We start from the raw sequence: 25,900 nt of genomic DNA, 5'->3' as shown, positions 1-25,900 counted from the left end.
CTCACCGACTCCCTTCAGGTGGCCTATCGCCCCCTCCGGTCCACCCCGGCCCTCTCACAACACGACCGGGCGTAGCACCCGTGTGCTCACCATCGCTCAGTACGTGCCCACCATTGACGAACACGTGGATCACCCCCGTCGAATACTGGTGCGGTTCCTCGAACGTCGCGTGGTCAGTGATCGTCTCGGGGTCAAAGACGACGACGTCGGCGTAGTAGCCCTCGGCGAGCAGGCCGCGGTCCGTGATGCCGAGGTTGGTCGTTGAAAAAGACGTGAGGCGGCGTACCGCTTCTTCCAGGGGGATGACCCCTTCCTCACGAACATACTTGCCCAGCAGCCGAGCGAAGTTGCCGTAGGCCCGCGGGTGTGTGCTCGCATCCGTGAACGGAGGCTCAGGCGCCATCGAGCCCGCATCCGAATCGAATGCAACCCACGGCAAAGCGATCTGCCGCTTCACGTTTTCTTCGGACATCAAGAAGTAGACGACTTGGACCCGGCTACCGTCCTCGACAACGAGATCCATGGCGGCATTCTGGGCCGACACACCCCGCTCGGCGGCAACGTCCGCCAGAGTCCGCCCCATATAGCCGCGCAGATCGGGGTTCCTGAAGCCGACGAGGAGCGTGCCTTCAGGCGTGGCACCCTGCATGAGGTTCTCCCAATCATCCTGCTGCGCCACCATCTCACTCATGACTCGCCCACGAACCGCTGGGTCCTGCAGGCGCTCCGCCCACGCCTCGTAGCCGCCCTCCTGGACCCACGGCGGCATCGCTGCGTCCAGGCCCGTCGAGCCCGCAGTGTAGGTATACATGTCGGCGGTGATCCGCAGGCCTTCAGCCCTCGCCGCTTCGACCATGTCGATCACATCGTCGAGTTTGTCCCAATTCCCCTCACCGCCCTGCTTCAGGTGATAGATCTCAGCCGGGAGGCCAGCTTCGCGGGATATCGTGATCAACTCTTCGATCGCTTCGAGAATGCGGTTCCCCTCGGAACGCATATGCGAGATGTACATGCCGCCGTATTCACCCGCGACTTCGGAGAGCGCTACCAACTCGTCCGTCTCCGCATAGAACGCGGGAGCATAGATGAGCGATGAGCCGATGCCGACGGCACCTTCCTGCATGGCGGCATGAGTGAGCGCACGCATCGCGTCCAACTCCTCCGCATCAGGTGGACGGTTTGCGTACCCGAGCTCGTGAATCCTGGCGGTGGTCGCACCTAGGAACGAGGCCACATTCGTCGAGACACCCTTGGTTTCAAGGAACTCCATGTACTCACCCAGCGACGTCCACGGCACTTCGAAGCTCCCACCGAGGAGCGCGGCGGCCGCATCCTCACCACCCACGAAGTCCTTGAAGCCGTCCAAGAACTCGGCCTTCATGGCGTCGTTCATGGGCCCCATCGAATTGCCTTCGCCGAAGACTTCCAGCGTCACACCCTGCCGGATGTCCCCCTGAGACATCCCGTCGACGATGAGAGTCTCGGTGGCCCACGAGAGCATGTTCACGAAGCCAGGTGAGACTGCCATTCCCGATGCATCGACGACGTTGGCCGCAGTGGCACCCGACAGATCGCCCACCGCGACGACCCGATCGCCGTCAATCGCAACGTCACCCACGAAGGGGGCGGAGCCGGAGCCGTCGTACACCGTGCCGCCCGTGATGAGCACGTCGTAGGAGGTCGTGTCGTCGCAGGCGGAGAAAACTACAAGCGCTAAGACAGAAGCAAGGGCCGGTCTGAACATGCGATGTCTCAATCTGGAGGTCTCGGGCGCACTACGCCCGCGGGACGTACGGCGGGGAAGGTACGCGCTTGCCAACGCAGCAAGCGAGGGTGATGCACTCGAGGCGCGGTGCACCTTAGGCCGTCGTCATCTCCAACGTCACAGCCATCCGGGCCATATCTGCTTCCGCATGCCGCGCAGCCAACTCCAGCTCTTCATCCGAGAAACACACGGCCTCGCTCATCCAGCACATCGCATCGGCCAGGGCAATCATTCGCCCGAGCACGACTCGGTCGCGCTGGGGGAGATCTTCAACCCCCCGGTCGAGCAGACTCGCGAGTGTACTGGTGCTCGGCGTGAACTGGTGACCACTAAGCATCTCGCCCAGGCTCTGCCCCTTGGCGCGGCGCAGATCGTCACATGCGCCTTGGTCGAAGAGGACATCGTTCGGCCCTTCGAAGATCCGGAACGGGTGCGCATCCGTCAAAGCGCTTAAGCCCATCGTTGTCCGACGGAACCCGTGCGCGCCCTGGATCATAGAGAGGTGGTCCGACGCATCGACCATGAGGCCGGTCGCCAAAGCCTTGATGGTCCGCGAACAACCGCGCGACTCAGGCACAGGCTGGTGAAGCGTGCCTACTGAGTTGGCGGCGTAGGAGAGCATAGCCCGAGCCATAAGCTCCGTGAACTGAATGCGCTCCAGCCTGTACGCGACCTGATCCAGGCGGGCCAAAGGCTCACCGAAAGCCGTCCTAGACTCGGCATAGTTGCGAGCCTCGGTCAGCACACGCCGGGCGAATCCGTGCGCCACGCCTCCAGAGATCAGTCGGCTCCGCTGCAGGATTCCGGCAACAACCGACGAATATGCAGCCCCCTTCCCGATCCTGGCGTCGTTGGGCAGTTCAATGTCGACCTGGGTCCGGCCGTACGGAATCGGGCAGAGCCCGCACGCCTCGTAGTACTCGGAGACTTTGAAGCCCGGATCGTCCGCGGATGCGACATGGAAGGCAAACCGGTCCCGCCGGCCAGCCTCCTCGTCCCTCGCGAAGACCATCCAATAGTCTGCGTGACCCGTAAGTCCGGACCAATGCTTCTCACCACGGATGCGAGTGCTCGTAGCCCCTCGCTTCGCGGTAGTCTTTGCTGCGAAGAGGTCCGTCCCACAGTGCGGCTCGGTCATCATCATTCCACCGAGCACCACATCCGAGCCGGAAAAACGGCTCATCACCTCATCACGCACCCTAGATTCGGCATACTGGCCGACGGGGAGAAGAAAGAGGACCCCGTTGATCGCCATGGACAGGGCCATCGGGAGATGGTGATACGCCACGGTCTCAACCGTCGCCAAGATCTCTTCAGTGGAGCCGCCCATCGCTTCCGGCATGAAGCCGTGAAGTGGCTGGCAATCCCATACGTCGGCAAAGACGTCTCGAATCAGCCCGCGTTGGATCTCAGCCTGAGGCGTGGTGTGACCCGGGAGGGACATATCCGTCAGGCGGGTGTTCAGACGAGAGATACGGCCCTTGACGCCGTCACACTCCGACGCCATCCAGGCAGTCGCTCCATCTGCTGCTATCCCCGTTGGACTCGGGGTCGTGTTTTGCGCAGTGCGAGGCCCCGTCACCTAGGCTCCAGTCCAAAAAGAGTTCTCGCTGCACACCGATGCACGCCGCATATAGATCAATTTCTCGCTACCTGGGGCGAGCAGATCCAATGACCTGGATGACCTCATGAATACCTTGCGTGGGATGTGAGCCCCGTGTGCTACCGGGGACTGGACTTAGGAAGCTAAGAAATTTGGCGACCACGAACAGATCGCGCGACCCACAAGCATGAGCACGCCGCGGTGAATTGTTGAGCGAAGGTGGTCGCCGCTTCGTGTCCCGTGGAGTTATCGCCGGGCCTGAGCAGCCGCATTTTCGAGAGCAAGCTCGCGCTCAAACGGCTGATCTCATAAGCAGGGTCGTCCCAGTCAGTCATCAGCGGCACGGAGGGCTAACGCCCGTCCGACACTGCTTGCTGCCCGTCGGCGCCTGGGGCACCGTGGACAGCCCTCCCTGGCGCTTCACGCGCTCTGTCTCGTGGCCGGAGCCTGCTCCGGTGATTCTCCAGCTGCCTCGGACGTGGGTGTGCAGTCCAGCGGTGGGTCAGTCATGTCCGGAGACATCGAATACGCATTCTTCATTCGAGGCGACGACAAGATCGTGTTCATCAAACACGGCGTCCCATTTGAACACCGGAGAGCTGTCGGACGGAATCGGGGCTTCTCCCTTCTCCCTGGTCGTCACCCCGAACGGGCGCCTTGCTTTCGTGAACAACACCGCAAGTCACGACATCTCCGTGATCGACGTCGCAGAGCGGCGAGTGATTCAGCGTGTGTCGGTTCCCGACGTACCCATCGTCATGGCAGTCCACCCTTCGGGTGGGGAGTTATGGGTTTCAGCGGAACCGCGCGCGAAATACGCGCGCGGACCGATGTCGATCTGGTGAACATGGCGCTGTTTCTACCGAATTGACGGGAGGTCCCCGCCCAGCAACCACGCGCGTGCCCCCTCACGACCTAGGGGGAGGTGGAGTCGTCCCTGCTACGCTTGGGATCTAGTCCGACCGCCTCCAGGAGCACCAACGCATTGCTCGTCTGGGCCAAGCCGGGGCGCATGAGGTAATCGAATTCGAGTCGGGTGGTGCCTTGGTCACGATGGACGGTCTCACGGAAGTGGACGGCATGGGCTGCCGCCCTGAGGTCTTCGGAGTCCGCGAGGCCTAGGTCGTGCGTGCTGACCGCACCAATCGCCTCGTGTTCGAGCAGATGACGCAGCACGGCCTGAGCCGCGATCCTGCGCTCCGCACTGTTGGTGCCGTGGAGCATTTCATCGAGTAAAAAGAGCACCGGGCCCTCTTCCGAGTCACCGCTCCCGGCTTCCTGAACGATGTCGCGGACGCGAAGCAACTGCGCCATGAACAACGACACTCCAGTCGAAAGCGAATCCTCGATGCTCATCGACGTACGTACACGGAGTCGCGGGAGGCTCATGGAGGCGGCACACACCGGGGCGCCCGCGCCGGCCAGGACCGCGTTGGTACCGATGCTACGTAAAAGGGTGCTCTTCCCGGACATATTCGAGCCGGTCACCAATGTGAAGCTGCCCGGAGGCCCAACCGTGACGTCATTTCTGACGCAGTCGCCCGGAGCGAGCAGAGGGTGGCCCAAAGAGCTCGCTTCGACCCTTGCAGATCCGTCCTCATTCCACTCAGGAAACGCCCACTCCGGGTGGTCATGCGCAAGAGACCCGAGTCCACACAACGCCTCCATTTCCCCCAAGGCGCCGATCCAGCCAACCGCATTCGGCCCGTGCGCTGACCTCCACCGGTCCAACCGGACCGCGAGGTGAACGTCGAGCAACAGAAAGGGAGCGAGGCTCGCGTAGACGATGTTTCTCCTGCTCGCCACCGTGTCTACGAGACGTCCAAGGCTTGCCAGTCGTTCGTGGGCGGGCCTTCCGTCGCTCTCCATTCGCGCGACTACATCGCGGAGTGCAGGCGCCTGCATCTGCCACGAGGAGACTTCGCGGAGTTGGGGAACGTAGGCGGCCAGCGCGGGCGCCATGTATTCGACCGCCGCGAAGTCATCACTCAGACGCTTCGTCACTCGACGAACGACCCCGAGTTGCACCAGGCCGGGTAGCAGCCAAAAAGGAGGCGCTCCCATGAAGATGTCTGCGGCCGCGGCACCAATGAGAAGCGTCGGGAGAATCCACGCCGCCACTCGGATCCTGCTTTCTCCGAGCATCCAGGCCTCACCCGCCGCCCACTCCTGGAACTTGGACACCGCCCGCGGATCGGCATCAGGCGCCAAGCGCCCGTGCGCCGCGAGGGTCAGACGGGTGTCGAAAGCTTCGCTGAGTTCCCGAACCGCCTCAGACCGCATCAGTGCCACTTCCGGGGTCGCCGGAACGAGAAGCCACTCGGACGCTGTCACTCGGCCTGGCTCACCCGTAACGGGACCGAGCAACCGGAAAAGCGACGCAGGCCCGAGTACCGCCAGATCTCGAGAGAACGGGTGACCGCTCACATCTACCGCGACAGGGCGCTCACGAGCAGGGATCGCCTCGTCGAGGTCACCCCATGCGCGATCCGACCTCAGAACGCCTTCGTTCACCAGACCCAGCAGCACCGCATGCCACCGCTGCTCCCGCCGCACACCGCGGTGAACCATTACCTGCCAAACAAAGACCGCCAGAAGAGCGGCGCTGACCAGGAGCGCCACCGTCTCACCGGCGCCCTCGAGCACATCGAACGCGACCAGCCCGGCGCTGAGGCCCACAAAAGTGATCGCCCTCGAGGTGCCAAGCCGGAAAGACCGGGCCTTCGACGAATCGAGACCCTCTTGGTGGTGCGCTCGGAGCTCGACATAGCGCTCCCGCGGCGTCCCGGAATCCATCAGCCCGACTTCTTCACGAACTCGGTGAGGATGACGATCTGCTGTCCGCTCACCTTCCCCTCGATGTGGCCCGCGTTGTCGCGAACCAGGGTGATGTTACGGACAGCCGTCCCTCGTTTCGCGGTGAAGCCCGCACCCTTCACCTTGAGGTCCTTGATGAGGGTCACCGCATCCCCGTCCGCCAAGACCGTTCCGTTGCCGTCCCGGTGCACGAGCGCGGGGCCACCGTGATCTGCGTCGTCGGGTGCCTGATCCATCGCTTCGGCCCAGAGCCGGGTTTCCTCGTCCAGGTAAAGCGTCTCTAGGAGGTCCTGCGCCCAGCTCTCAGCAGGCAGTCGTTTCAAGACGCGCCATGCCATCACTTGGACCGCCGGAACAGGGGTCCACATGGTGTCAGCTAGGGGGCGCCATCGTTGGGCGTCGGCTGCCGGGTGGTCGAGAGCCGCCACACAGGAGCTGCAAATCAGCACACACCGATCCGGAGACCCATCCCTGTCCGGCGGCACGTCGACAACGGCGAGATCGTCGATGCCACGACACAGCTCGCACCTGGCTTCACTGCGAAGGCGAAGGGCATCTCCTATACTCATCACACTCTGCGTTTCGGGTGGGCTCGGCTCGTTGCGATAAGCTAGCATCGACTATCTTCTGGTAGGCAGGGATCTTCCTGCCACGATTGGCATCCTTCGGAGGACGCGCGCAGTGGGCGTATTCGAGTTCATCATCATCATGGTCATGATCTTGACGATCGGAAGAGTCCTGACTCGTCGAGTTCCCCAAGTCAAAGCACCGAGCGAAGCTCCTCAGTTCAGCCCGGGCGACGCGGGGAGGATCAACGAGGCGATGGATGACCTGAGCGGCCGGCTCGGCCGACTCGAAGAGGAACGGGACTTCTACAAACAGCTGCTTGAGGCTCCGGACAAACAACGCGGAGCCCCCTCCTCAGATACGGAGCTGACTTAGCCTCCGTTCACGCGCCGGGTCGGTGTCGACTTTCCCCGGCCAGCACCTTCGGGGAGGCGCGTGTCCTAGAGGACCTAAACGCGGGCCCTCCGCACCTGTTCTTGTAGATTTCATATGCTGAAGCTTCTGAGCCTCGTGGCTCTGCTCTCCGCACCAGCGGATTCCGTCATCTACAGCGGGCGTGCGGGCCATTTGGATGTGAGCCCGCCCCGGATTTCCAGCCCGTCCGTTAGCATCGACGGCCGAATGGATGAGGCTGTTTGGTCGGACGCAGCCATCCTGACCGGATTCACGCAGTACGAGCCCGTGGAAGGCATCGAGGCGTCGGAAAACACAGAGGTCAGGGTGTTCTATACCGACGAAGCGATCTACTTCGGCATCCGGGCGTACGATGAGAACCCCGAGCTGATCCTCGCACGTTTGGGAGAACGAGACCGAGTCGTGTTCAACGACGACTGGGTCCGCCTCACGCTCGATACGTATAACGACCAGCGTCAGGGCTACATCTTCTATGTAAACCCGTTGGGTCTCCAAACCGACGGCTTGTGGGTCGAAGGCCGCAGCAGTGGTCGAGGCCGCAGCAGCGCGGCCAGCTCAGTCGACTACAACCCTGATTTCCTCTGGGAATCCGATGGGCACGTGGACGCAGAAGGCTGGACGGCTGAGGTGCGCATCCCGTACGTCTCTCTCCGATTCCGTGAGGTTCCGGAACAGACGTGGGGGCTCCAGGTTGCCCGCGAAGTGAAGCGCCGGAGCTTCAAGCAGTCCTGGGCTCCCCTGACCAAGAACGCTACGAGCACGCTCGCTCAGAGTGGACGCCTCGTAGGCCTCCGGGACATCCACCCACGTCGGCTCATCGAAGTGAACCCGGTGATCACCGGAGTGCGAGAAGGCACTCTGGCCACCGGATCCTTCCAGCGCGCCGACCCGGAGGGCGACTTCGGCGTGAACGCCCGCGTCGGTATCACCCAGAACATCGTACTGGACGGCACATACAATCCAGATTTTTCACAGGTCGAGGCTGACGTCAATCGACTCACGGTGAACGAACGCTTCACCCTGTTTTTCGCGGAAAAGCGTGCGTTCTTCTTGGAAGGCGCGGACATCTTCAGCACACCCCAGCGACTCGTGCACACCCGGCAGATCGTGGATCCCATTGGCGGCGCGAAGCTCACCGCGAAAATCGGCGGCGTCAGCATGGGCTACATCGGAGCACTCGACGACAGTCCTACGTCGATCAGTGGCGGCAGCGGGCGGGCCGGCTTCAACATCTTCAGAGCACGACGCGATGTAGGCACGGGCTCAACAGTGGGCATGCTCTACACGGATCGCGTGCTGACCGACGGTTCCGGAGCGTTCAATCGACTGGTCGCTGCCGATGCTCGGTTCCTGATCAAGGGCCGCTACACGCTCACCACCCAGTTCGCGGGCAGCTTTGACCGCACCGCAACTGACCTAGGACATACCGGATTCAAGCCACTCTTCACGGCCGCGTTCGCAAAGAGTGGGCGCACGTTCAACTGGAACATGAGCCTGACGGACATTCACCCAGACTTTCGTGCTCGCAGCGGATTCATCACACGCGCCGGTGACACGCAGGTGAACGCCGGTGCGACGCTCACTCGATTCGGACGGGCGGGCGCCACGCTCGAGCGAAAATCTCTCTCGATCACTACGACGAACTACTTCGATCACGACGGCTTCTGGAGCGGAGACACTCCGTTTGAACACGAAGTCCGAGTGACGCCTTCGTTCGCCTTCAAGGGTGGCCGAAGCCTCACGATCGTCCTGCGGAACGGGTACTTCCGCTTCCGGCCAGAAGCCTACCGGTACTACACGGTGGTTGATGACGGGGGCGCCCAGGCAGCGTTCGTCACACCAGAGGCGCTCCAAAATCTGAAGGGCATCGCGATCATGCCGCGAACGCGCATCAACAATCAGTTGAATATGAACGGCTCGTTCATCGCCAGAGAGATTCCAATTTTCTCTGAAGCGTCACGCGGCTACGAGCTCCAATTCCGCCCTGACGTTCAATGGCGTCCGACGATACGCCTTCAGGTTTCACTGAATCACACGTTCTCCAGGATTTGGCGCACTTCAGAAGAGACAGAAGCCCTCACCCAGTCCACATCGGGCCTCAATGGCCTGGGTACCTCCGTGCAGCGCACGGTCACCATATCGAACAAGGAACTCTATTCGACGGTGAACGTGACGAACTTCCGACTCCAATATCAGTTCAACAAATCGCTGATGGCGCGTGGCAGCGTCCAATACGAGTTGGACAACCGTGAAGCCCTCCAAGACCCCACCACGGGCCAGCAACTCGCCTACGCGGGGACTCCGGTAGCGGCTAGAGAGGGTGGCGAGTTTCAGGGACAATTCCTGCTCCAGTACGAACCATCGCCGGGAACGATCGTCTACTTCGGATACAGTCGATTGATGGTCGGTGAGCGCAGCTACCAGCTCTCGCGGCTCGACCCGGTCGAAGAAGGCTTATTTGTGAAATTCAGCTACCTGTTCAGGAAGTAGCGGGCCTTTTTGGTCCTAGAGATCCGCAGCGATTCAGCGGCGCTCCAGCGACAGTCCAGCAAGCATCCAAGTCCCAGGGTCCAGCACGACACCCGTGACCGCATCGCCAACCGCGATCTCAAACCGCTGGGACTTCTCTGTCATCTCGACCCTTTCGACCCGAGATCCGTCCCCGTCCGCTGTGATCCCAACGTCGAGCCCTACCCGGTATGGGGCACCCGGTTGCGTCTGAGTCAGCTCCAAAACGATCTGGCCGCCCTGGTACGCCCACGTTCCCTCGACCATCGGCGAGGACCCTTCCCTGCGCAGCCACTGATCGAAGAACCACTGTAGTTCCTGGCCCGACACTTCCTCCATCACTCGCTGAAAGTCGTCGGTGGAAGCGGTGCTGTTCTGATAGAGCGCATAGTATTCGCGAATGCCGGCCCAGAACAACTCGGTCCCTATCTGGCCGCGAAGCACGTGTAGGACCCACCCGCCCTTTCCGTACTGGAGACCATTGAAGATGCCGCTCATGTCACCTAAGTCCGGATGGACGACTGAAGCGTCAGGACGCCTCTCTTCTGCTTCGAAAACCGAAGCGCGACTGCGTTGCAGGCCGGCCACAAAAGCGTCGCGTCCACGGTAGTGTTCGGTCGTCAGGAGCGTGAAGTAGGTGGCGAATCCCTCACTGAGCCACACGTCGTTCCAATCGCTCTCCGTGACCGAATTTCCCCACCACTGGTGTGCGATTTCATGCGCCACGAGTCCTGTCGCGGGCTCCATCGAGACGGATCTTTCGCCGTAGAAGATGACGCTCGCGTGCTCCATTCCTCCACCCATCCCGGCAGCCTCGACGTTCGCCAACTTCTCGTACGAATACGGTCCGATATGGGAGGTGTAGAAGTCGTACGCCTGCATGACGGGAATCTCGAAGGTGGCGATGCCTTCCTCACGTTCTTGATGGCTCACCCAGGTCTGCAGCTCGATGCCGCCATCGACTGTGGCGAATGTCCGCGAAGTGAAGCGCGCCACTCCCAGTGCGTTGAGCCACGTAGAGATCGGTACTGATTGTTTCCAATGCGTTCTTCGCGTCCCGTCCGGCCGGTCGTTCTGCTCGACGAGCAGTCCGTTCGCCACGACCTGGTAGTGATCGGGCGCTACGACGATGAACTCGCTCGTCGCTTTGTCGGACGGATGGTCGATCACGGGCAACCACTCGCGGGCTTCGTCGGGCCAGTTCGTGCTGAAGAAACTCCGCTCGTCATGCCGATTGAGGCCGATCCACAGTCCCGCCCCAGGAATGCCGCTGTAACGCACCGTGAACCGTCGGCGCTCACCGACCGCGGGTGCAACGTCCAGAGTCAGTGTGAGATGATCGTCTTCGTGGACGAACGCGACGGGACGCCCGTCCATCGTGACGGACTCCACAACCATCCCTGTCCCCTCAGACATGATTGACGTGAGGTCGAGAAACAGGCTGGTGACCCCGCCCTGAACGAAGCGCAGATCAGCAACGGACTCTGCTCGGATCTCGTCCGACTCATCACTCAGGGTGATCCCAAAGGTGTAGTGGATCGCGTCGATGCCGGGTTGTTTCACATACGCATCGAAGCGAACGGCAGAAGTCACTGACTCTAGAGCGACGGTCACGTCGCTCGCCGGAATGGCAGCCATCGTCCAAAAGAGGGTCGACAGTGCTGCGATCACGGTGAAACGGGGCAAACGGAACATGCGAAAGTCCATTGTTGAGGCCGACGGCTACGCAGTTTCTGGCTGTGCCAGTGAAGTCACGATGTTCAGCCCTTCACCACGAGGCATGAACTTCGTGGTCACCCACTGTGCTTCGCCATGCTGGAGTACCTTTTCCCTTCGGGTCGAGTGATGCCTCGGGATATGAATCGAAGGCAACCTTCAGCCAGCATCCCTATCAAAGCAAGCCGGTGCGACGCACGCCTGTACATCTCTCACCTTCAGCCTCATGATAGGCCAAATTCAGTGCCAACCCGACAAGCCCGATTGGAGGACTTCAGTCATGGTCACCGCAGTAGTTCTCATCGAAGCCGAAACCGACAAAATCAACACCCTAGCCGAGACACTGGTCGAGATGAACGGCATCAAAGAGGTGTTCTCCGTAGCGGGCCGATACGACCTCATCGCCATCGTTCGCGTCCAAAGCAATGAGGACGTGGCGGACGTCGTGAGCGACAGCATGCGACATCTGGAGGGTATCGTAAAAACCGAGACGATGATTGCCTTCCGGGTTTACACCCGAGAAGACGTCGAAGGCATGTTCTCGGCGTGACCCGAGGCGCACGCCGAGCCGCGGACCTTCCCGAGTACTACAACGCGGTCGACATCCTCTCGCGCAATCTGATCGACAGAGCCGACTCAGTCGCGCTCGTCACTGACGACCGAGAGTTGACCTTCGGCCAAGTCGCCGAAGAGGTCGATCGCGTCGGCAACGCACTTCTCAAGCTCGGCGTACGCCAGGGCGACACGGTTGCGTTCCTGAGTCTGGACACTGCAGAGTGGCCGATCGCGTTCTTCGCATGCCTGAAAGTCGGTGCTGTCGCCGTCGGCATGAGCACGTTGCTCACCATAAAGGAACAGACCTACGTCCTGCGGGACGCACGACCTCGGGTACTGTTGGTGCATGCGTCACTCGTCTCAGTCGTGGAGGAGGCCATCCCCCAAGCGCCCAGCGTCGAGCACGTGGTCGTTATCGGCTCTGAAGGAGACCGCGACGATGCGTTCCTAACCTACGAATCGTGGATATCTGGCGAACCCACTGAGCTGACCGCGGCTGACACGCACCGAACCGACTACGCGACACTCAACTACTCGAGCGGCACGACGGGCCGCCCGAAGGGCATCTTGCACAGTCATCAGGACCTCCCCCTCACCGCACAACTCTGGGGCGTCGACGTGCTCGGCCTGACCGCCGAGGACCGGACCTTCTCGGTCGCAAAGCTGTTCTTCACCTTCGGGCTCGGCGGGAATCTGATCTTCCCGTGGTTCGTGGGAGCGTCCTCCGTGCTGTATCCAGGGAGCCCGAGGCAGGCCAAGGACGTCCTCGCAGTCGTTGATCGTCACCGACCGACCATCTTCTTCACCTCCCCGACCAGCTACGCCTCGATTCTCGCCGTCGACGACTTCACGAACGTCTACGCCGTGTGCTCGATTCGTCTTGGCGTCTCGGCCGGCGAGGCGCTGCCCGCCCCAGTTTGGCAGGACTTCTTCGATCGCACCGGCATCGAACTGATCGACGGCATTGGATCGACCGAGAACTTCCACATCTTCGTCTCGAACCGGCCGGGCGATGTCCGTCCGGGCAGTAGTGGCAAGCCGGTCCCGGGATACGAGTGCCGCCTCGTCGATCCAGACGGGGCACCCGTGCCTCAGGGAGAGATCGGGAACCTCCACATCAAAGGAGAGACGTCGACCCTCTTCTACCTACACGACCCCGAGAGATCGCGTCAGACCTTTCTGGGTGAGTGGCTCGACACGGGTGACAAGTACTTGGAGGACGAGGACGGATATTTCTGGCACGCAGGCCGCACCGACGACATGCTCAAAGTAGGCGGCATCTGGGTTTCCCCCGTAGAGGTGGAAAGCACCCTGATCGCTCACGCCGCAGTCCTCGAATGTGCCGTGGTCGGTGCAACGGACGGCTCGGACCTGGTCAAACCCAAGGCATTTGTTGTGCTCCAAGAAGGCCAACCCGCCAACGACGACATGACGGCCGACTTGATTACGCATTGCGTCGAGAACATGGCGGCCTACAAGCGCCCCAGGTGGATCGAGTTCGTCAAAGAGCTGCCGAAGACCGCGACCGGGAAGATCCAGCGGTACCGACTGCGGCACCCCGGCTGAACCGTTCCGGCCTGCTCATCTAGGACGCGGGAACACCCCTTCGCGCATCGCCGCATGATAGGCGAAACTCGCGACCACAGTCGCGTTGATGGCGAGATCTCTCGGCAACAGTTGATCGAAGTTGTCCATGCTGAAGTGGTGCGTCCGTGCGCGATAGTCGATCCGGTCCTGCAGTAACTGAAAGCCCGGCAGCCCCGCCTCATTGAACGACTGGTGATCGGTGGCCCGGTTACTGAACTGGGACAGCGTCTCCACACCCAGATCCAAGAACGGCTTCATCCATGCCTCGAATATGGGTGCCGCGGGGCGGTTCCCTTGTAGATGCACACCCCTTGCCTGCCCCGTCCCGTTATCGGTGTTGAGATAGACCGAAAAGTTGTCGTGTGCGGGAGTCGTGGTCCCTTCGGAAGCGTTACCCAGGTGGTTCTTCACGTATCCTCTCGATCCGCGCAGCCCTCCCTCTTCGTAGCTCCACAGGAAGACACGGATCGTGCGCCGCGGCTGTACATCGATCGACTTCAGAATACGCATCGCCTCAAGCATCACAGACACACCACCGGCGTTATCCGTGGCTCCGGTCCCACTGTGCCAGGAGTCTAGGTGCGCCCCGATGCCCACTATCTCGTGCGCTAGATCCGTTCCCGGGATCTCTGCGAAGACGTTGTAGGTGCGCGTGTCCGTTTCATCGATGGCCACGCGGACGTCCACCTCCATCGTCACCGGCAGGCCCCGCTCGTTGAGCCTGTATAAGCGGTTGTAGTGCTCCGCAGCGACCGCCAGAGTCGGAAGCGCAGCCTCAACGGCCGCCCGGGTCCTATTTCCGCTCGTGGTCGGGTGCCCCGTCACTGAGACCGTCCCGTCTCCGCCGATGCTGGCCTTCAGCACAACAGCGACGCCCTCCGAGGCGTAGAACTCCTCGACCTCGGCTTCCGAGATCCCCTCGCGCCTGAACGTTGACTGTTCCAGTTGGCCCCGAGCATACGTCTGGCTGATGACATCACGGCCTTCGGTCTCAAAAACCCGAAGGGATTCGTCTGTGTGCCGAAAAGCGTCCTGCACAAAACGCGGACTCGTCGGCATGGGCGGTGTAGCCAGCACAATCGCGCCGTCCAGACGGCCCCGATACTTGGCCAGATCCGCCCGTGTCTCGATCACCGCGTTTACCGCCTGCGTCACGATCGGCCCGTCCGTTCCCGGTGTTAACGCATAGGGATACGCGATGACCATTTGGTAATCCGGCGCGGTCATGTGAACGGATACACGCTGAACCTCCCAGCCCACGGCCTCTTCGCCCCAAGGCTCTTTCACGATGGCTGAAAGTCCGAGCGCGCGGAGCTGATCCATTACGTATTCCTGAGCCTCACGCATGTTGGGAGACGCAGTGAGGCGCGGCCCGATCACATCCGTGAGGTAACCGGCGTATTCCATAACCTGAGAGTTGTCCAAGCCCTCCGTGCGGATGTCATCCACGACATCCCAGTGCACGACCTCTTGGGAGGCGGCAGGTGCGGCGAGAGCGGCCAAAATCGAGAACGCTGCGAGGGTTCGGGCGACGCACTTCATTGGATTCTTCCTGCGAAGACGGATCGGCAACATCGATGTGCGGGGGCAAGCACCAATGTACTGCGCCGACGGTGGAGCGTCAGCCACAGGTTCTCCGTCAGCGCTACCGGCCTGCGCGCTCCAAGAAACGGCCAGGACGAGCCGCGGTCATCTGACCTTCGTCGAGAACCTCCCCACCCTCCACGAAGACATGCCGGATCCCAACCGAGTAGTGGTGTGAGTCGGTGAAGGCGGCGCAGAGAACACCAACGAATGTGAGGAAGCGCTTGGGACTGAGCATCGGCAACTCGAGCTGGATCAGAGAGGTTGGTCAGGGGCCATGGTTGGACAACTCCAAAAAGCTGCAAAGAGCACGACCGACTTCTAATCCATTGGCCGACTGCGTCCCAGAATGAGCTTTTTTTCATGCCGAAGAACTTCCCAAGACAGCCACCGGAAAGATCTAGCGCTAGCCGGTCCACTAGGCATACTCGGCCGTTCGGCCAGCCGAGCCGCTAGGTCGTCTTCAGCACAGCCACCGGGTCTACGCGCAATGCCCGTGTGGCAGGCACGACACTGGCCAGCGTCCCCACACGAACAGAGCCAGGACGACCCACACCAGCGTTACTGGAGTGACCGGGTCCAGCGCGAAGCCCCGCAGGACCGCACCGAGAAGCACGGTGAGGGGCACAAGCATGGTCGCTCCGAGCCCGAGCCCGATCGAGGCCCTCTTCGCGTGCAACCATGTCCACCACATCCCGGGCTTCGGCCCCAAGAGCCACTGGGTTGGGCCTTGGGCTGTAGGGCTCAGCCAACAGGCGACGGCGGACAGAAACACGGGATCCAGTAGCGACAGAGAACCCGGCTGCATAACCTGACCACCCGTTCCGCAGTTCTGAGGATCTCCATATGCGACGCGTATCGAAGTCTGGGTTGTTGGCCTTGGCCGTCATGACGATCGGCTCTCCGACCACCGCCCAAGACGCCAGTTGGGCGCCCGATCTCGAAATGATCGCCAAGATTCGAGAAGAGGGCCTCCAACGGTCTCAACTCCCGAACACGTTCTCGTATATGACCGATGTGCTCGGGGCTCGGCTTACGAATTCGGACGATATGCGGCGCGCGCAGTCCTGGGTCCTGACGGAAATGGACCGTATCGGTCTGATGAACACGCATCTCGAGCCGTTCATGGACTACGGCGTGAGCTGGGACAACGAGTACGTCTCGGTTCACATGATTGAGCCGGACTACTCACCCTTGGTCGCATACCCGATCGCTCACACGCCGGGGACGGATGGGAAGCAGCGCCTCGAGGTCGTCATGGGCGGGATCCGTTCCCGCGCGGACCTCGCACAGTACCGAGGAAAGCTGCGTGGTCGTGCGGTCCTCTCTTCTCCGCCCCCGACCATCGACCTTACGCGGTTCGCCACGGGCACGCCCCGCCGGACCGATGAAGAACTTCGCGCGCTGGAAGAAGACGTCATCGTACCTATCCGCGGTGCTGACCCGTATTTCTCACAGCTCTATCCCGGTGCTCCCTCCAATCCCGAGGTACTGACCGCTGCAGAAAAGCTGGCCTTCTACGTGGAGGAGGGTGTGGCCGTCGTCCTGGAGTCCAACAGCGGCTGGCCTGGTGCGGTGCGGGGCTTCGCTAGACCCGGAGCCAAAGTGGACCAGTGGGCGCGGGCCGAGACATTGGGTTCGGTGCCGGTGGTCGCGGTGACCCCCGAGCACTACAACCGCATATACCGAGTCGTAGCTCGGGGCCTCACGGTCGAGGTGGAAGTCGAGGTGCGAAATCGCCACGGCGACGCGGTGACTGAGGCCCACAACGCGATCGGAGAAATCGCGGGGACGGACAAGGCTGACGAAGTCGTCATGCTTGGCGCGCACTTCGACACCTGGCACGGGAGTCCGAACGCCTCAGACAACACCTCGGGTGTCGCCGTCATGCTCGAGGCGATGCGCATTCTGGAAGCGGTCGGTGCGCGTCCGCGCCGCACGATTCGGATCGCCCTTTGGTCTGGGGAGGAGCAAGGGCTGTGGGGTTCCAGAGCGTATGTGCGCGACCACTTCGGGGATCCCAGTGATCCGTCAGTGGGCACGACAGACGCTTACGAGAGATTCTCGGCGTACTTCAACCAGGACTATGGCCCGGGTCAGTACCGCGGCATCTGGCTCCAAGGAAACGAGCACGTGCGCACACCGTTCTCAGCGTGGATGGAGCCCCTGCGTGACATGGGCATGACGACCATCTCTCCGCAGGGCGTGGGCAGCACGGACCACGTCCCCTTCGACGCCGCCGGCCTACCCGCCTTCCAATTCTTGCAGGCCCGCGTGGGCGGTACAGGCGGTCATACGAATCTCGATTTCTTCGATACGATCCCACTCGACGATCTCAAGAAGAACGCCGTGATCATGGCCGTGTTTGTATATCAAGCGGCGATGGCGGACGAGGTGCTACCGAGGAAAGCCGCAGGGAACTAGTCGCCCATCCATTGGCCCATGGCAGGCCGGCTTTAGTTTCTTGCCATGTTGAAACAAGACGAACCCGAGGAGCCCCAGAACGACTCCGGGGACGATTCGGCCACCGAGGGCCCTCTCGCCGACAAGATCCGGGCAGCGGCTGACCTCCTGGAACAGATCGGTGAGGACCGTTCTCTTCTCGCGCAGGTCGACAAGAACGCCCAACGGCGCCTCGTACACGCGGCCGGGAAGGTGTGGCACCCAGACGAGACACGGCGGCGCCAACTCACGCGAGAACTCTCCAAGCAGCGCAAAGCCGAAGCGAAGCGCCGTGGCGAGGAACTGCTGAACCGCACCGGCATCCGCACACTCCGTCGGAAACCGACCTTCACGACGCCAAACGTCTTCGCCCCCACGTTGGCCGGCGAGGTAGCGGCAACCGCACACGAAGCCTCCGACGAATCCGCCGGGGCCGAATACACAGAGGGCCTCGAGACCCAGCACTGCTACGTCTGCAAGAAGCACTTCACTGATGTGCACCACTTCTACGACCAGCTCTGCGCGCCATGCGCCGAATTGAACTATCGGAAGCGGGGGGAACTCGCGGACCTGACTGGCAAGGTCGCACTCCTCACGGGTGGTCGCGTGAAGATCGGCTACCAGGCGGGCATCAAACTCCTGCGCTGCGGGGCCAGCCTGATCGTGACGACCCGTTTTCCGCGGGACGCGGCAGCCCGATACGCCCAAGAGGAAGACTTCGCCGAATGGGGTGACCGACTCCAGATTTACGGACTCGACCTCAGACACACGCCTAGCGTCGAGGCATTCTGTGCGGAGCTACTTCGGACTCGCGACCGACTGGACATCATCATCAGCAACGCGTGCCAGACCGTGCGCCGTCCGCCCGACTTCTACGCGCATATGATGGAGGACGAAGCAGCCGCCCTCGATGCCTTCCCCCAGCACGTACAGAAGCTGCTCGGTGACTACGAGGGACTTCGCGGATACGACTTGCTGCCCGACGGGAAGGCTCCCGCAGCAGATGTGGGCACGGTGGCTCCGGCCGACGCTGCGGCCCCGGGACTCACGCACGCCGCTGCGTTGTCCCAGCTCCCGCTCCTCCCGGAGGAGACCGAAGCCCAGAAGGCGCTCTTCCCCATTGGCCGCTTGGACCAAGACCTCCAGCAGATCGATCTACGTGAGACCAATTCGTGGCGCATGCTCCTCGCCGACGTGCCCACGGTCGAACTCCTGGAAGTCCAGCTCGTGAACGCCGTCGCACCCTTTGTCCTCAATGCGCGCCTCAAGCCACTCATGATGCGCACCGACGATCGAGACAAACACATCGTGAACGTCTCGGCAGTAGAGGGTCAGTTCTACCGAAACGCGAAGACGACCCGCCACCCGCACACGAACATGGCAAAGGCCGCGCTGAACATGATGACGCGCACGTCAGCCACCGATTATCACAACGACGGCATCCATATGAACGCCGTCGATACGGGCTGGGTGACGGACGAGGATCCGGAATCGATCGCAGCCATGAAGACCGAGATGCATCGCTTCCACCCGCCACTCGACATCGTGGATGGAGCAGCACGCATCGTGGACCCGATCATCAATGGAGTGAACACGGGCGAGCACATGTGGGGCCAGTTCCTAAAGGACTACGTACCGACGGACTGGTAGCCCCTCTCTGACTCCTCCGGCAGCGACCGTACCGGATCCGCGTCTTACATCGACATAGCTGCTCCCATCATGATGCCGCTCAAGCTCTCTAGCTTGGGAGGCCCAGCGAGCCCTCGCCGGAAACGACTCACCGGAGCACTGCCACAACGAGGCCTTTGGCCAGGACAGTGAAGCCCGGAGTCGCGACCGTCTTAGACATGCTCGTAATCGGCCCATGGGTAGACCTGCTTCGAGAGGTCACTTGGTTCCCGACGCAATCCGGCTACCTATGGGGAAGCGTACAGTTTGTCGGTGGAGTCCTGGTGATGGGCCTCGCGACGGCCTCGCGATGGGGCTGGCTCAAAAGGTGAAACGAAGCCTACGGGTCACGCGTAACAGCATCGAGGCCACGGTGCTGGTGATCGCGTTCTTTCTAGGTGGCTCGATCGGGCTAGGGACGGTGATCTTCGCCGTGCTCATGGGCCCGACAATGCAGGCGAGCCTCCTAGCCCGTCCTAAAACTCGATACTGAACCCGAACGTCGGCAGGAATCCAGCACCATCAATCGGCCTGATCCGGTTGGGATATTCGGGGCTCTCGGTATAGGCGAATCCGACCGCGTTCCTCCGATTCAGCACATTCTGCAAATCGAGATAGAAGACCGCGTTCCACCCGGTGTAGCTGACCCGCCTCTCTGCACGTAGGTCGAGTCTGAGATACACCGGTGTCCGGATATTTCCAATCCTGTCCCAATCCGGCACGCCCCGACCCGTGAGGGCGTAGGAGGCCTCAGACGCAGCCAGGTCCCAAGGTGTAGTCGCGAGCCCGGACAGCCACCTTAGCTTCGCGCCAAACTCCCAAGACTCATTGGGCCGGAAGCCATGGGTCAGATCCATTGCGTGCCGTCGGTCCCAGGCAGACGGTCGAAGGACCCCGTCCCCGCCGGCGAACTCACTCCACGACAGCGTGTACGCACCCAAGAAGTAGACACTCTCCAAGAGCTTCTGCTGAACAAAGAGCTCCAAGCCCCGGGCGCGGCCTGTGCCGTCGTCCGTGAGCGGCTCTGCTCCGACGAAGCCGTAGTCGCCGCCCAGGTTGGACAGCGCGACCCGCGAGTCGTCGCGAAGGAGCGGCACTCGGTCGTAATCCTTGTAGAAACCTTCCGCAGTGATACGAAGACCCGGGTTCGCGACCCACGATAGACCGCCCGCGACTTGGACATTGCGTTGCTGCCGCAGGCCCAGATTCACCGGCCGACCACCTTCCTCGACGGAGAGCGCCAACAGGCTCGGCGACTGGTGGAATACGCCAGCGGCCACCTGCACAGATACGTCGCTGCTCAGACTCACCTTTGCGGAGGCCCTGGGTGAAACAGCGAACCCGTTTTGGAGCGCCGTAACCTCGTCCGCTCGAACACCGGCACTCAACGTCGTCCTCGCACCCACATCCCCAGTCAACTGGGCATAACCTGCGAGCTTCCAAAGGGCGTTCTGTCCGTCCCATGCGAGGTCGGCCGGCAAGGAACCGCCGGGCACAGCCCGCTGAAAAAGACCCACGTCCAGGGAGGTGCGCATCAGATCCACGCCGCCCTCGAACGTGACTTTGTCGCCCAAGGCGAGACCAGCACGGGTCGAGAATCTCCTGTCAATTTCGAGGCTCTCGTTGGTCAAGATAGGGATGCCATCAGACCCTGGATCGCTGAACGTATAGTCGCTCGTCGAGCGACTCAGCGTGGTCGTGACAAACCCGCCCGAGATCAGCCGGCGCCAACTTGCCCCGACCGTATAACTCCGCTGGTCATTATCGATGACCCGCTCGAAGATCTCGAAGTTGTCGAACTCGTCTCCCGCCGTGGGAGCAACGATCCCGAAGTTGTCGACCGCGCCGATCCCGACGACCAGAAAGCGGTCGACTGCAGTCGGCTCGTACTCCAGCCGGAACTGAGCGTCCCAGTAGTCAGGCCTGATGGGGAGTCCGATCGCAGCGAACAAGTACTGCAGGTACGACCGCCGAACACTGAACAGCCAATTGCCGTTGGAGCCTAGGGGGCCGTCCAGCGTCAATGCGGCTTCAGTAGCACCGAGCGTGAAGTCCCCTTTGACGGCGTCCGGGCTGCCCGGCCGATTCTCGATGCTCAGCACCGAGCTCAGAGCGTCTCCATAACGAACCGGAAATGCACCGCTGAAGAACTCGGTCTCGCGGATGAAGTCGACGTTGACCAGCCCTAGTGCGCCACCGGAAGCGCCCTGTGTCGCGAAGTGGTTGATCTGCGGAATGCGGATGCCATCCAGGTAGTAAGCGTTCTCACCTGGGCCTCCGCCTCGGACCAGGAGGTCATTCCGGTTGTCGACACCCCCGAGAACACCGGGCAACGAGAGTAACGTCCGCGAGATGTCCATGAACCCACCCGGCGTCCTGCGCAGTTCTTCGTTGGACAAGAGCTGGACAGACGTGGGCGCGGCATTGGGGACGCTGAACGCCGGAGCACCGACGACGATCCCCTCGAGCTGTATCGCCTGCCGTTCGAGTTGGAACTCGACATACGTCGAACGACTCGACTGCAGCACGATCTCGGCTCGCCGAGCACTCGCGTACCCGATCATCTCCACCACGACTGAGACGAGCCCTGGAGGTAGAGCGCGCACGACAAAGCGGCCATCGTCGCCGGTGAGCACCTGCGCGCCGGTTTCCACGACGGTGACCAACGCCCCCGGCACCGGCCGCATGTCCGCCGCGTCCATCACCCGACCCCGCAGTGAGGCCTCCTGTGCCGCTGCGTCCCCGAACGACAGAACCAGGAAAACGGAGACGACCACGGCGCCGCGACCCAAGCCGGTTCCAGCCCGCGAGGCGGCCAGAAGCGCCAACCCGGCCAAGGCCGTCACCCACCCTGTCACCGCGATGACCGGGACCTCGTCAAACCGCACCGCGATCCCAACGAGCGCCCAGGCTACTACGAGGGGCGCCACCCACGTCCGCCGACGCCACGCCAGGAAAGATCCGAGCACGGTCGCGATGATCATCATGATCACGGACCACGACGGGCCGCCGAGCCCAAGGATATTCCAGCCGAGATACGTCACGTACTGGAAGGTGTTCGCAATGACTGCGACCGAGATCCAAGAGAGGTAGAGCGCGAACGGGAGCGCCACGAGAACGCGGTCCATCACCCCGAGCTCGTCCTCGATCCCTATGCGGAGGTGCATGACGATGAGCGAGCCCAACAAGGCGAGCATGATGACCATAGCGGCCCCGAAGTGGCTGAACGAGAACGTCACGATCCAAGTTACGTTCAGCAGACCGTTGACTGGCCACCACCACCCGAGGCGGCGCAAAACCGGATTGGTGCGCTGAGCGGGAAGCGCCTGGTAAATTGTGAAGCCAAGCAGCGCCAGGTAGATCAGGCCCCAGATCCCGAAGACGTAGTCCGCTGGAAGGAACGCCGAGGGGTAGCGATTCGCGATTACCCCGATCGATTCACCGCTGAGCGTTCCCGCCCCCGCGAGTCCGTTGAGCCACATCACGAAAGCGAACGTCAACACACCGGCGATTTGGCGGACGAGGTCTCCTTCCGCCCCGCGCCCGCTCTCGCCTGCCCTGGTGTCCTCCCGAGGAGGCGAGAACGCCGTGTCAGCCATCGAAGACTCTGTGTGAGATTGGGGAAGCACAAAACTTGTGATACAATAGTCTAACAATAGTTGGACAAATCACAACAATGTGCCATCCTACAACCCTGTAGGCACACATTCCTTCTACAAACGATCGACGATGGAGCAGCCCAGTCCAGTAACGGAAGCCACGCCCCCGCCGCCCGGGCTCATTCTGGTGACGGGTGCCACGGGATACGTAGGCGGCCGGCTCGTCGAGGATTTGCTGGAAGCAGGACACAAGGTTCGGGTCATGGCCCGGGACGCGAAGTGCGCGCGGGCTCGCACCTGGGCAGCTCAGGTCGAAATCGTACAAGCCGATCTGATGGACCTCATGTCTGTCCGGCACGCTTTGGACGGAGTGTCGGTCGCCTACTACCTCGTACACTCCATGTGCTCGGGCGATGACTTTGCCGCGCAAGATCGCCGGGCTGCCGAGAACTTCGTCGCGGCAGCTCAAGGTGTCGACCAGGTCATCTACTTAGGTGGACTTCTTCCCGGGAACGACATGGGAGGCACGACCGCCGAGCATGTGCAGAGCCGCGCCGAGATCGTGTCGATTCTCCACGCAGGGCTACCCGTTACAGAATTCCGAGCGGGCCCCATCATCGGGGACGGCTCAGCATCGTTCGACATGGTGCGCTACCTGACGGAACGGCTCCCTGTGATGGTCGCGCCGAAGTGGATCCTGAATGAGGTGCAGCCGATCGGCATTCGCGACGCGCTCGCCTATCTGGTGGCGGCAGTCGGGCGCGTGGACTCCATCGGCATCACAGACATCGGGTCGGACCGCCTCACGTTCAAGGAGATGATGGAGCGGTACGCTGCGGTCCGGGGCTTGCCTCGCATCATAATCCCGGTCCCCGTGCTCGCTCCTTCCCTGGCAGCGCTCTGGGTCGGTCTCGTCACCCCGATTCCCAACTGTCTCGCTGTCCCGCTGATTCAGGGCGTGGTTCAGCCCGGAGTAGCGGACACGCGCCGGGCTCGGGAGCTGTTCCCGGACATCGTCCCCATCCCATACCGGGAGGCTGTGTCACGTGCGCTCGAGCGGACGCGGACCGGCAAGGTCGCAACTCGCTGGAGCGTCTCCGGCGGACCGAACCACCCGGGTGTTCTCCTGGAAGACAAGGAAGGCGTCGTCACAGAGGTCAGGACCAAGCTCGTGGACGCCCCAGCCGCCGACGTCTTCACGGCATTCTCCAGCCTGGGTGGCGCGCGGGGCTGGCGGGTCTGGAACTGGGCTTGGACGGCTAGAGGGATCATCGACCAGATGATTGGCGGCCCTGGACTCCGGCGCGGCCGCCGTGACCCCCTCGTGCTCTACCCGGGGGAGGCCCTGGATTTCTGGCGCGTCGAGGAATATCAGCCCACGTCACTGCTGCGACTGCGAGCCGAAATGAAGGTCCCAGGCCAGGCATGGCTCCAGTTCGAAGCGATTCCAGAAGGGAACCAGACGCGCCTGGTGCAAACCGCATTCTTTGCGCCGACGGGATTTTTCGGGTGGCTGTATTGGTACGGCATCTATCCGTTTCATGCCCGGATCTTCAGTGACCTGGTGAGCGCGATCGCAAAAGACGCCCTCAGCCCCCTCGGGGGGTCGTCGTGAGTCCGGTCCCACCCATTAGGGTGCGAGCGCTGACCGCGGCGCCAACGCGCGCGGATGGCCAATACGTCCTGTATTGGATGACGGCCACCCGACGCCTGGAACGGAACTACGCCCTAGACCATGCCGCACAGCTCGCCGAGACGCTGCAGAAGCCGCTCGTGATCTTCGAGGCCATTTCCGCGGGGTACCGGTGGGCATCCGATCGACACCACCAGGCGATCCTCGACGGCATGCTCGAGCACGAGCGAGTCCTCGCGTCCAAGGCCGTCTGCTACTTCCCCTACGTCGAGTCGAAGCCGGGAGCGGGTTCCGGTCTCCTCTCGACTCTGGCAGACTCCGCCTGCGCCGTCATCACAGACGACTCCCCGGTATTCGGGACACCTCGACTGCTCGAAGCTGCGGCACGGCTCAAGGGTGTGCGCGTGGAGGCCGTGGACAGTTGTGGTCTCCTGCCACTGCGGGCTACCGACCGCGTTTTCACAGCCGCCTACCACTTCCGCCGCTTTCTCCACACAGAGCTGCCTACACACCTCGGAGACATGCCGGCTGCAGACAGCTTGAGTGGACTGCAGATTCCGAGGCTCGATGCGCTCCCCGACTCCGTCACGGTGCGATGGGATCCCACGAGGGAGACGGACCTCGCCTCGAGAGGCTTCGTCGACACCCTTCCCATCGATCACTCCGTCGGGGTCACCGAGTGGAAAGGTGGAGCGACAGCTGCGCGGTCCGAGATGCTGGACTTCGTACGTGGCCGGCTCCCACGCTATGTGGACGAGCGAAACCATCCCGACCTCGACGCCCCAAGCGGGCTGTCGACCTGGCTACATTACGGACACATCTCAGCGCACGAAATCTTCAGCACGGTCACGCAAGCCGAGGGCTGGACACCGCTTCGGCTATCCGAAAAGGCGGACGGTCGCCGCAAGGGCTGGTGGGGCATGAGCGAGTCGGCCGAAGCCTTCCTGGACCAACTAATCACGTGGCGCGAGCTCGGCTATGGGTACTGCACTCATGCGCCCGACTACGCGCGCTACGAAACGCTCCCGGAGTGGGCGCGGGGCACGCTGGAGGATCACGTGTCGGACCCACGGGACCACACCTACTCGCTGGAGCAGTTCACCAACGCAGAGACGCACGACGAGCTGTGGAACGCCGCCCAAAGACAACTCGTCCAGGCCGGCCGCATCCACAACTACCTGCGCATGCTGTGGGGAAAGAAGATCCTGGAGTGGACTGAGCACCCACGCGAAGCACTCGACGTCATGGTCGAACTCAACAATCGATACGCCATCGACGGACGCGACCCTAACTCTTACAGCGGCATCTTCTGGACCATGGGACGATTCGACCGCGGATGGCCAGAGCGACCCATCTTCGGAAAGGTCCGGTCGATGACGTCAAAGTCGACGCGGCGGAAGGTGTCCGTGGACGCATATTTGGAGCGATGGAGTGAATGCTGA

Annotated in this window: 19 protein-coding genes; 10 read left to right on the top strand and 9 right to left on the bottom strand. The window is 62.1% G+C overall.

The window, feature by feature from the left end; genetic code table 11:
* Position 1 precedes the first annotated feature (1 nt).
* Positions 2-1,744: a D-aminoacylase gene (locus tag P8L30_07220; GenBank protein MDG2239977.1), complete on the bottom strand. Its 1,743-nt coding sequence runs from the start codon at positions 1,742-1,744 to the stop codon at positions 2-4.
* A 115-nt stretch (positions 1,745-1,859) separates the two neighbouring features.
* Positions 1,860-3,347 carry an acyl-CoA dehydrogenase gene (locus P8L30_07215; protein MDG2239976.1) on the bottom strand — a complete coding sequence of 496 codons (1,488 nt, stop codon included), beginning with the start codon at positions 3,345-3,347 and terminating at the stop codon, positions 1,860-1,862.
* A gap of 605 nt (positions 3,348-3,952) precedes the next feature.
* Here P8L30_07215 and P8L30_07210 point away from each other — a divergent pair.
* Positions 3,953-4,213 carry a hypothetical protein gene (locus P8L30_07210; GenBank protein ID MDG2239975.1) on the top strand — a complete coding sequence of 87 codons (261 nt, stop codon included), beginning with the start codon at positions 3,953-3,955 and terminating at the stop codon, positions 4,211-4,213.
* Between the two features lie 70 nt (positions 4,214-4,283).
* Here the strand turns inward: P8L30_07210 and P8L30_07205 are convergent, their stop codons facing one another.
* Positions 4,284-6,164, bottom strand: coding sequence for a hypothetical protein (locus P8L30_07205; protein MDG2239974.1), 1,881 nt, complete (start codon positions 6,162-6,164; stop codon positions 4,284-4,286).
* The gene (locus P8L30_07200; GenBank protein ID MDG2239973.1) at positions 6,164-6,553 is read right to left on the bottom strand and encodes a PhnA domain-containing protein; all 390 of its coding nucleotides are present in this window, start codon (positions 6,551-6,553) and stop codon (positions 6,164-6,166) included. Before P8L30_07200 ends, P8L30_07205 begins: the two co-directional genes overlap by 1 nt.
* Positions 6,554-6,866: 313 nt before the next feature.
* Between P8L30_07200 and P8L30_07195 the strand changes: the two genes are divergently transcribed.
* Entirely contained in the window at positions 6,867-7,127 is a 261-nt protein-coding gene (locus P8L30_07195; GenBank protein ID MDG2239972.1) for a hypothetical protein, read from the top strand.
* A 114-nt stretch (positions 7,128-7,241) separates the two neighbouring features.
* Complete coding sequence (locus tag P8L30_07190; protein ID MDG2239971.1) at positions 7,242-9,656, top strand: DUF5916 domain-containing protein; 2,415 nt, start codon at positions 7,242-7,244, stop codon at positions 9,654-9,656.
* Positions 9,657-9,689: 33 nt separating this feature from the next.
* On the opposite strand, the gene P8L30_07185 is transcribed toward P8L30_07190, so the two are convergent.
* Positions 9,690-11,369, bottom strand: coding sequence for a M1 family metallopeptidase (locus P8L30_07185; protein ID MDG2239970.1), 1,680 nt, complete (start codon positions 11,367-11,369; stop codon positions 9,690-9,692).
* A gap of 301 nt (positions 11,370-11,670) precedes the next feature.
* Between P8L30_07185 and P8L30_07180 the strand changes: the two genes are divergently transcribed.
* Positions 11,671-11,940 carry an Lrp/AsnC ligand binding domain-containing protein gene (locus tag P8L30_07180; protein MDG2239969.1) on the top strand — a complete coding sequence of 90 codons (270 nt, stop codon included), beginning with the start codon at positions 11,671-11,673 and terminating at the stop codon, positions 11,938-11,940.
* The gene (locus P8L30_07175) at positions 11,937-13,511 is read left to right on the top strand and encodes a benzoate-CoA ligase family protein (protein ID MDG2239968.1); all 1,575 of its coding nucleotides are present in this window, start codon (positions 11,937-11,939) and stop codon (positions 13,509-13,511) included. The genes P8L30_07180 and P8L30_07175 overlap by 4 nt, the downstream gene beginning before the upstream one ends.
* A 15-nt stretch (positions 13,512-13,526) precedes the next feature.
* Here P8L30_07175 and P8L30_07170 read toward each other — a convergent pair whose 3' ends face one another.
* The 3 genes from P8L30_07170 to P8L30_07160 form a co-directional block, all read right to left on the bottom strand.
* The gene (locus P8L30_07170; protein ID MDG2239967.1) at positions 13,527-15,074 is read right to left on the bottom strand and encodes a M20/M25/M40 family metallo-hydrolase; all 1,548 of its coding nucleotides are present in this window, start codon (positions 15,072-15,074) and stop codon (positions 13,527-13,529) included.
* Between the two features lie 103 nt (positions 15,075-15,177).
* A complete protein-coding gene (locus tag P8L30_07165; protein ID MDG2239966.1) occupies positions 15,178-15,354 on the bottom strand; it encodes a hypothetical protein in 177 nt (58 codons plus the stop codon).
* Positions 15,355-15,597: 243 nt separating this feature from the next.
* The gene (locus tag P8L30_07160; protein MDG2239965.1) at positions 15,598-15,795 is read right to left on the bottom strand and encodes a hypothetical protein; all 198 of its coding nucleotides are present in this window, start codon (positions 15,793-15,795) and stop codon (positions 15,598-15,600) included.
* A gap of 167 nt (positions 15,796-15,962) precedes the next feature.
* On the opposite strand from P8L30_07160, the gene P8L30_07155 reads away from it, so the two are divergent.
* The 3 genes from P8L30_07155 to P8L30_07145 all read left to right on the top strand — a co-directional run bounded on the left by P8L30_07155 (position 15,963) and on the right by P8L30_07145 (position 19,719).
* Positions 15,963-17,540 (top strand): M20/M25/M40 family metallo-hydrolase, encoded by a 1,578-nt coding sequence (locus P8L30_07155; protein MDG2239964.1) that lies wholly within the window; start codon positions 15,963-15,965, stop codon positions 17,538-17,540.
* A gap of 45 nt (positions 17,541-17,585) precedes the next feature.
* A complete protein-coding gene (locus P8L30_07150) occupies positions 17,586-19,208 on the top strand; it encodes an SDR family oxidoreductase (protein MDG2239963.1) in 1,623 nt (540 codons plus the stop codon).
* Positions 19,209-19,476: 268 nt separating this feature from the next.
* Positions 19,477-19,719, top strand: coding sequence for a hypothetical protein (locus P8L30_07145; GenBank protein MDG2239962.1), 243 nt, complete (start codon positions 19,477-19,479; stop codon positions 19,717-19,719).
* Here P8L30_07145 and P8L30_07140 read toward each other — a convergent pair.
* Complete coding sequence (locus P8L30_07140; GenBank protein MDG2239961.1) at positions 19,703-22,825, bottom strand: TonB-dependent receptor; 3,123 nt, start codon at positions 22,823-22,825, stop codon at positions 19,703-19,705. The two genes, P8L30_07145 and P8L30_07140, sit on opposite strands and share 17 nt — an antisense overlap.
* Before the next feature lie 130 nt (positions 22,826-22,955).
* On the opposite strand from P8L30_07140, the gene P8L30_07135 reads away from it, so the two are divergent.
* Both P8L30_07135 and P8L30_07130 read left to right on the top strand, forming a co-directional pair.
* Positions 22,956-24,440 (top strand): DUF2867 domain-containing protein, encoded by a 1,485-nt coding sequence (locus tag P8L30_07135; protein MDG2239960.1) that lies wholly within the window; start codon positions 22,956-22,958, stop codon positions 24,438-24,440.
* Positions 24,437-25,900 carry a hypothetical protein gene (locus P8L30_07130; GenBank protein MDG2239959.1) on the top strand — a complete coding sequence of 488 codons (1,464 nt, stop codon included), beginning with the start codon at positions 24,437-24,439 and terminating at the stop codon, positions 25,898-25,900. The genes P8L30_07135 and P8L30_07130 overlap by 4 nt, the downstream gene beginning before the upstream one ends.

The organism is Longimicrobiales bacterium, assembly GCA_029245345.1.
Lineage (GTDB): Bacteria > Gemmatimonadota > Gemmatimonadetes > Longimicrobiales > Gaopeijiaceae > CALFPJ01.
This window is presented reverse-complemented; position numbering and strand designations above follow the sequence as displayed.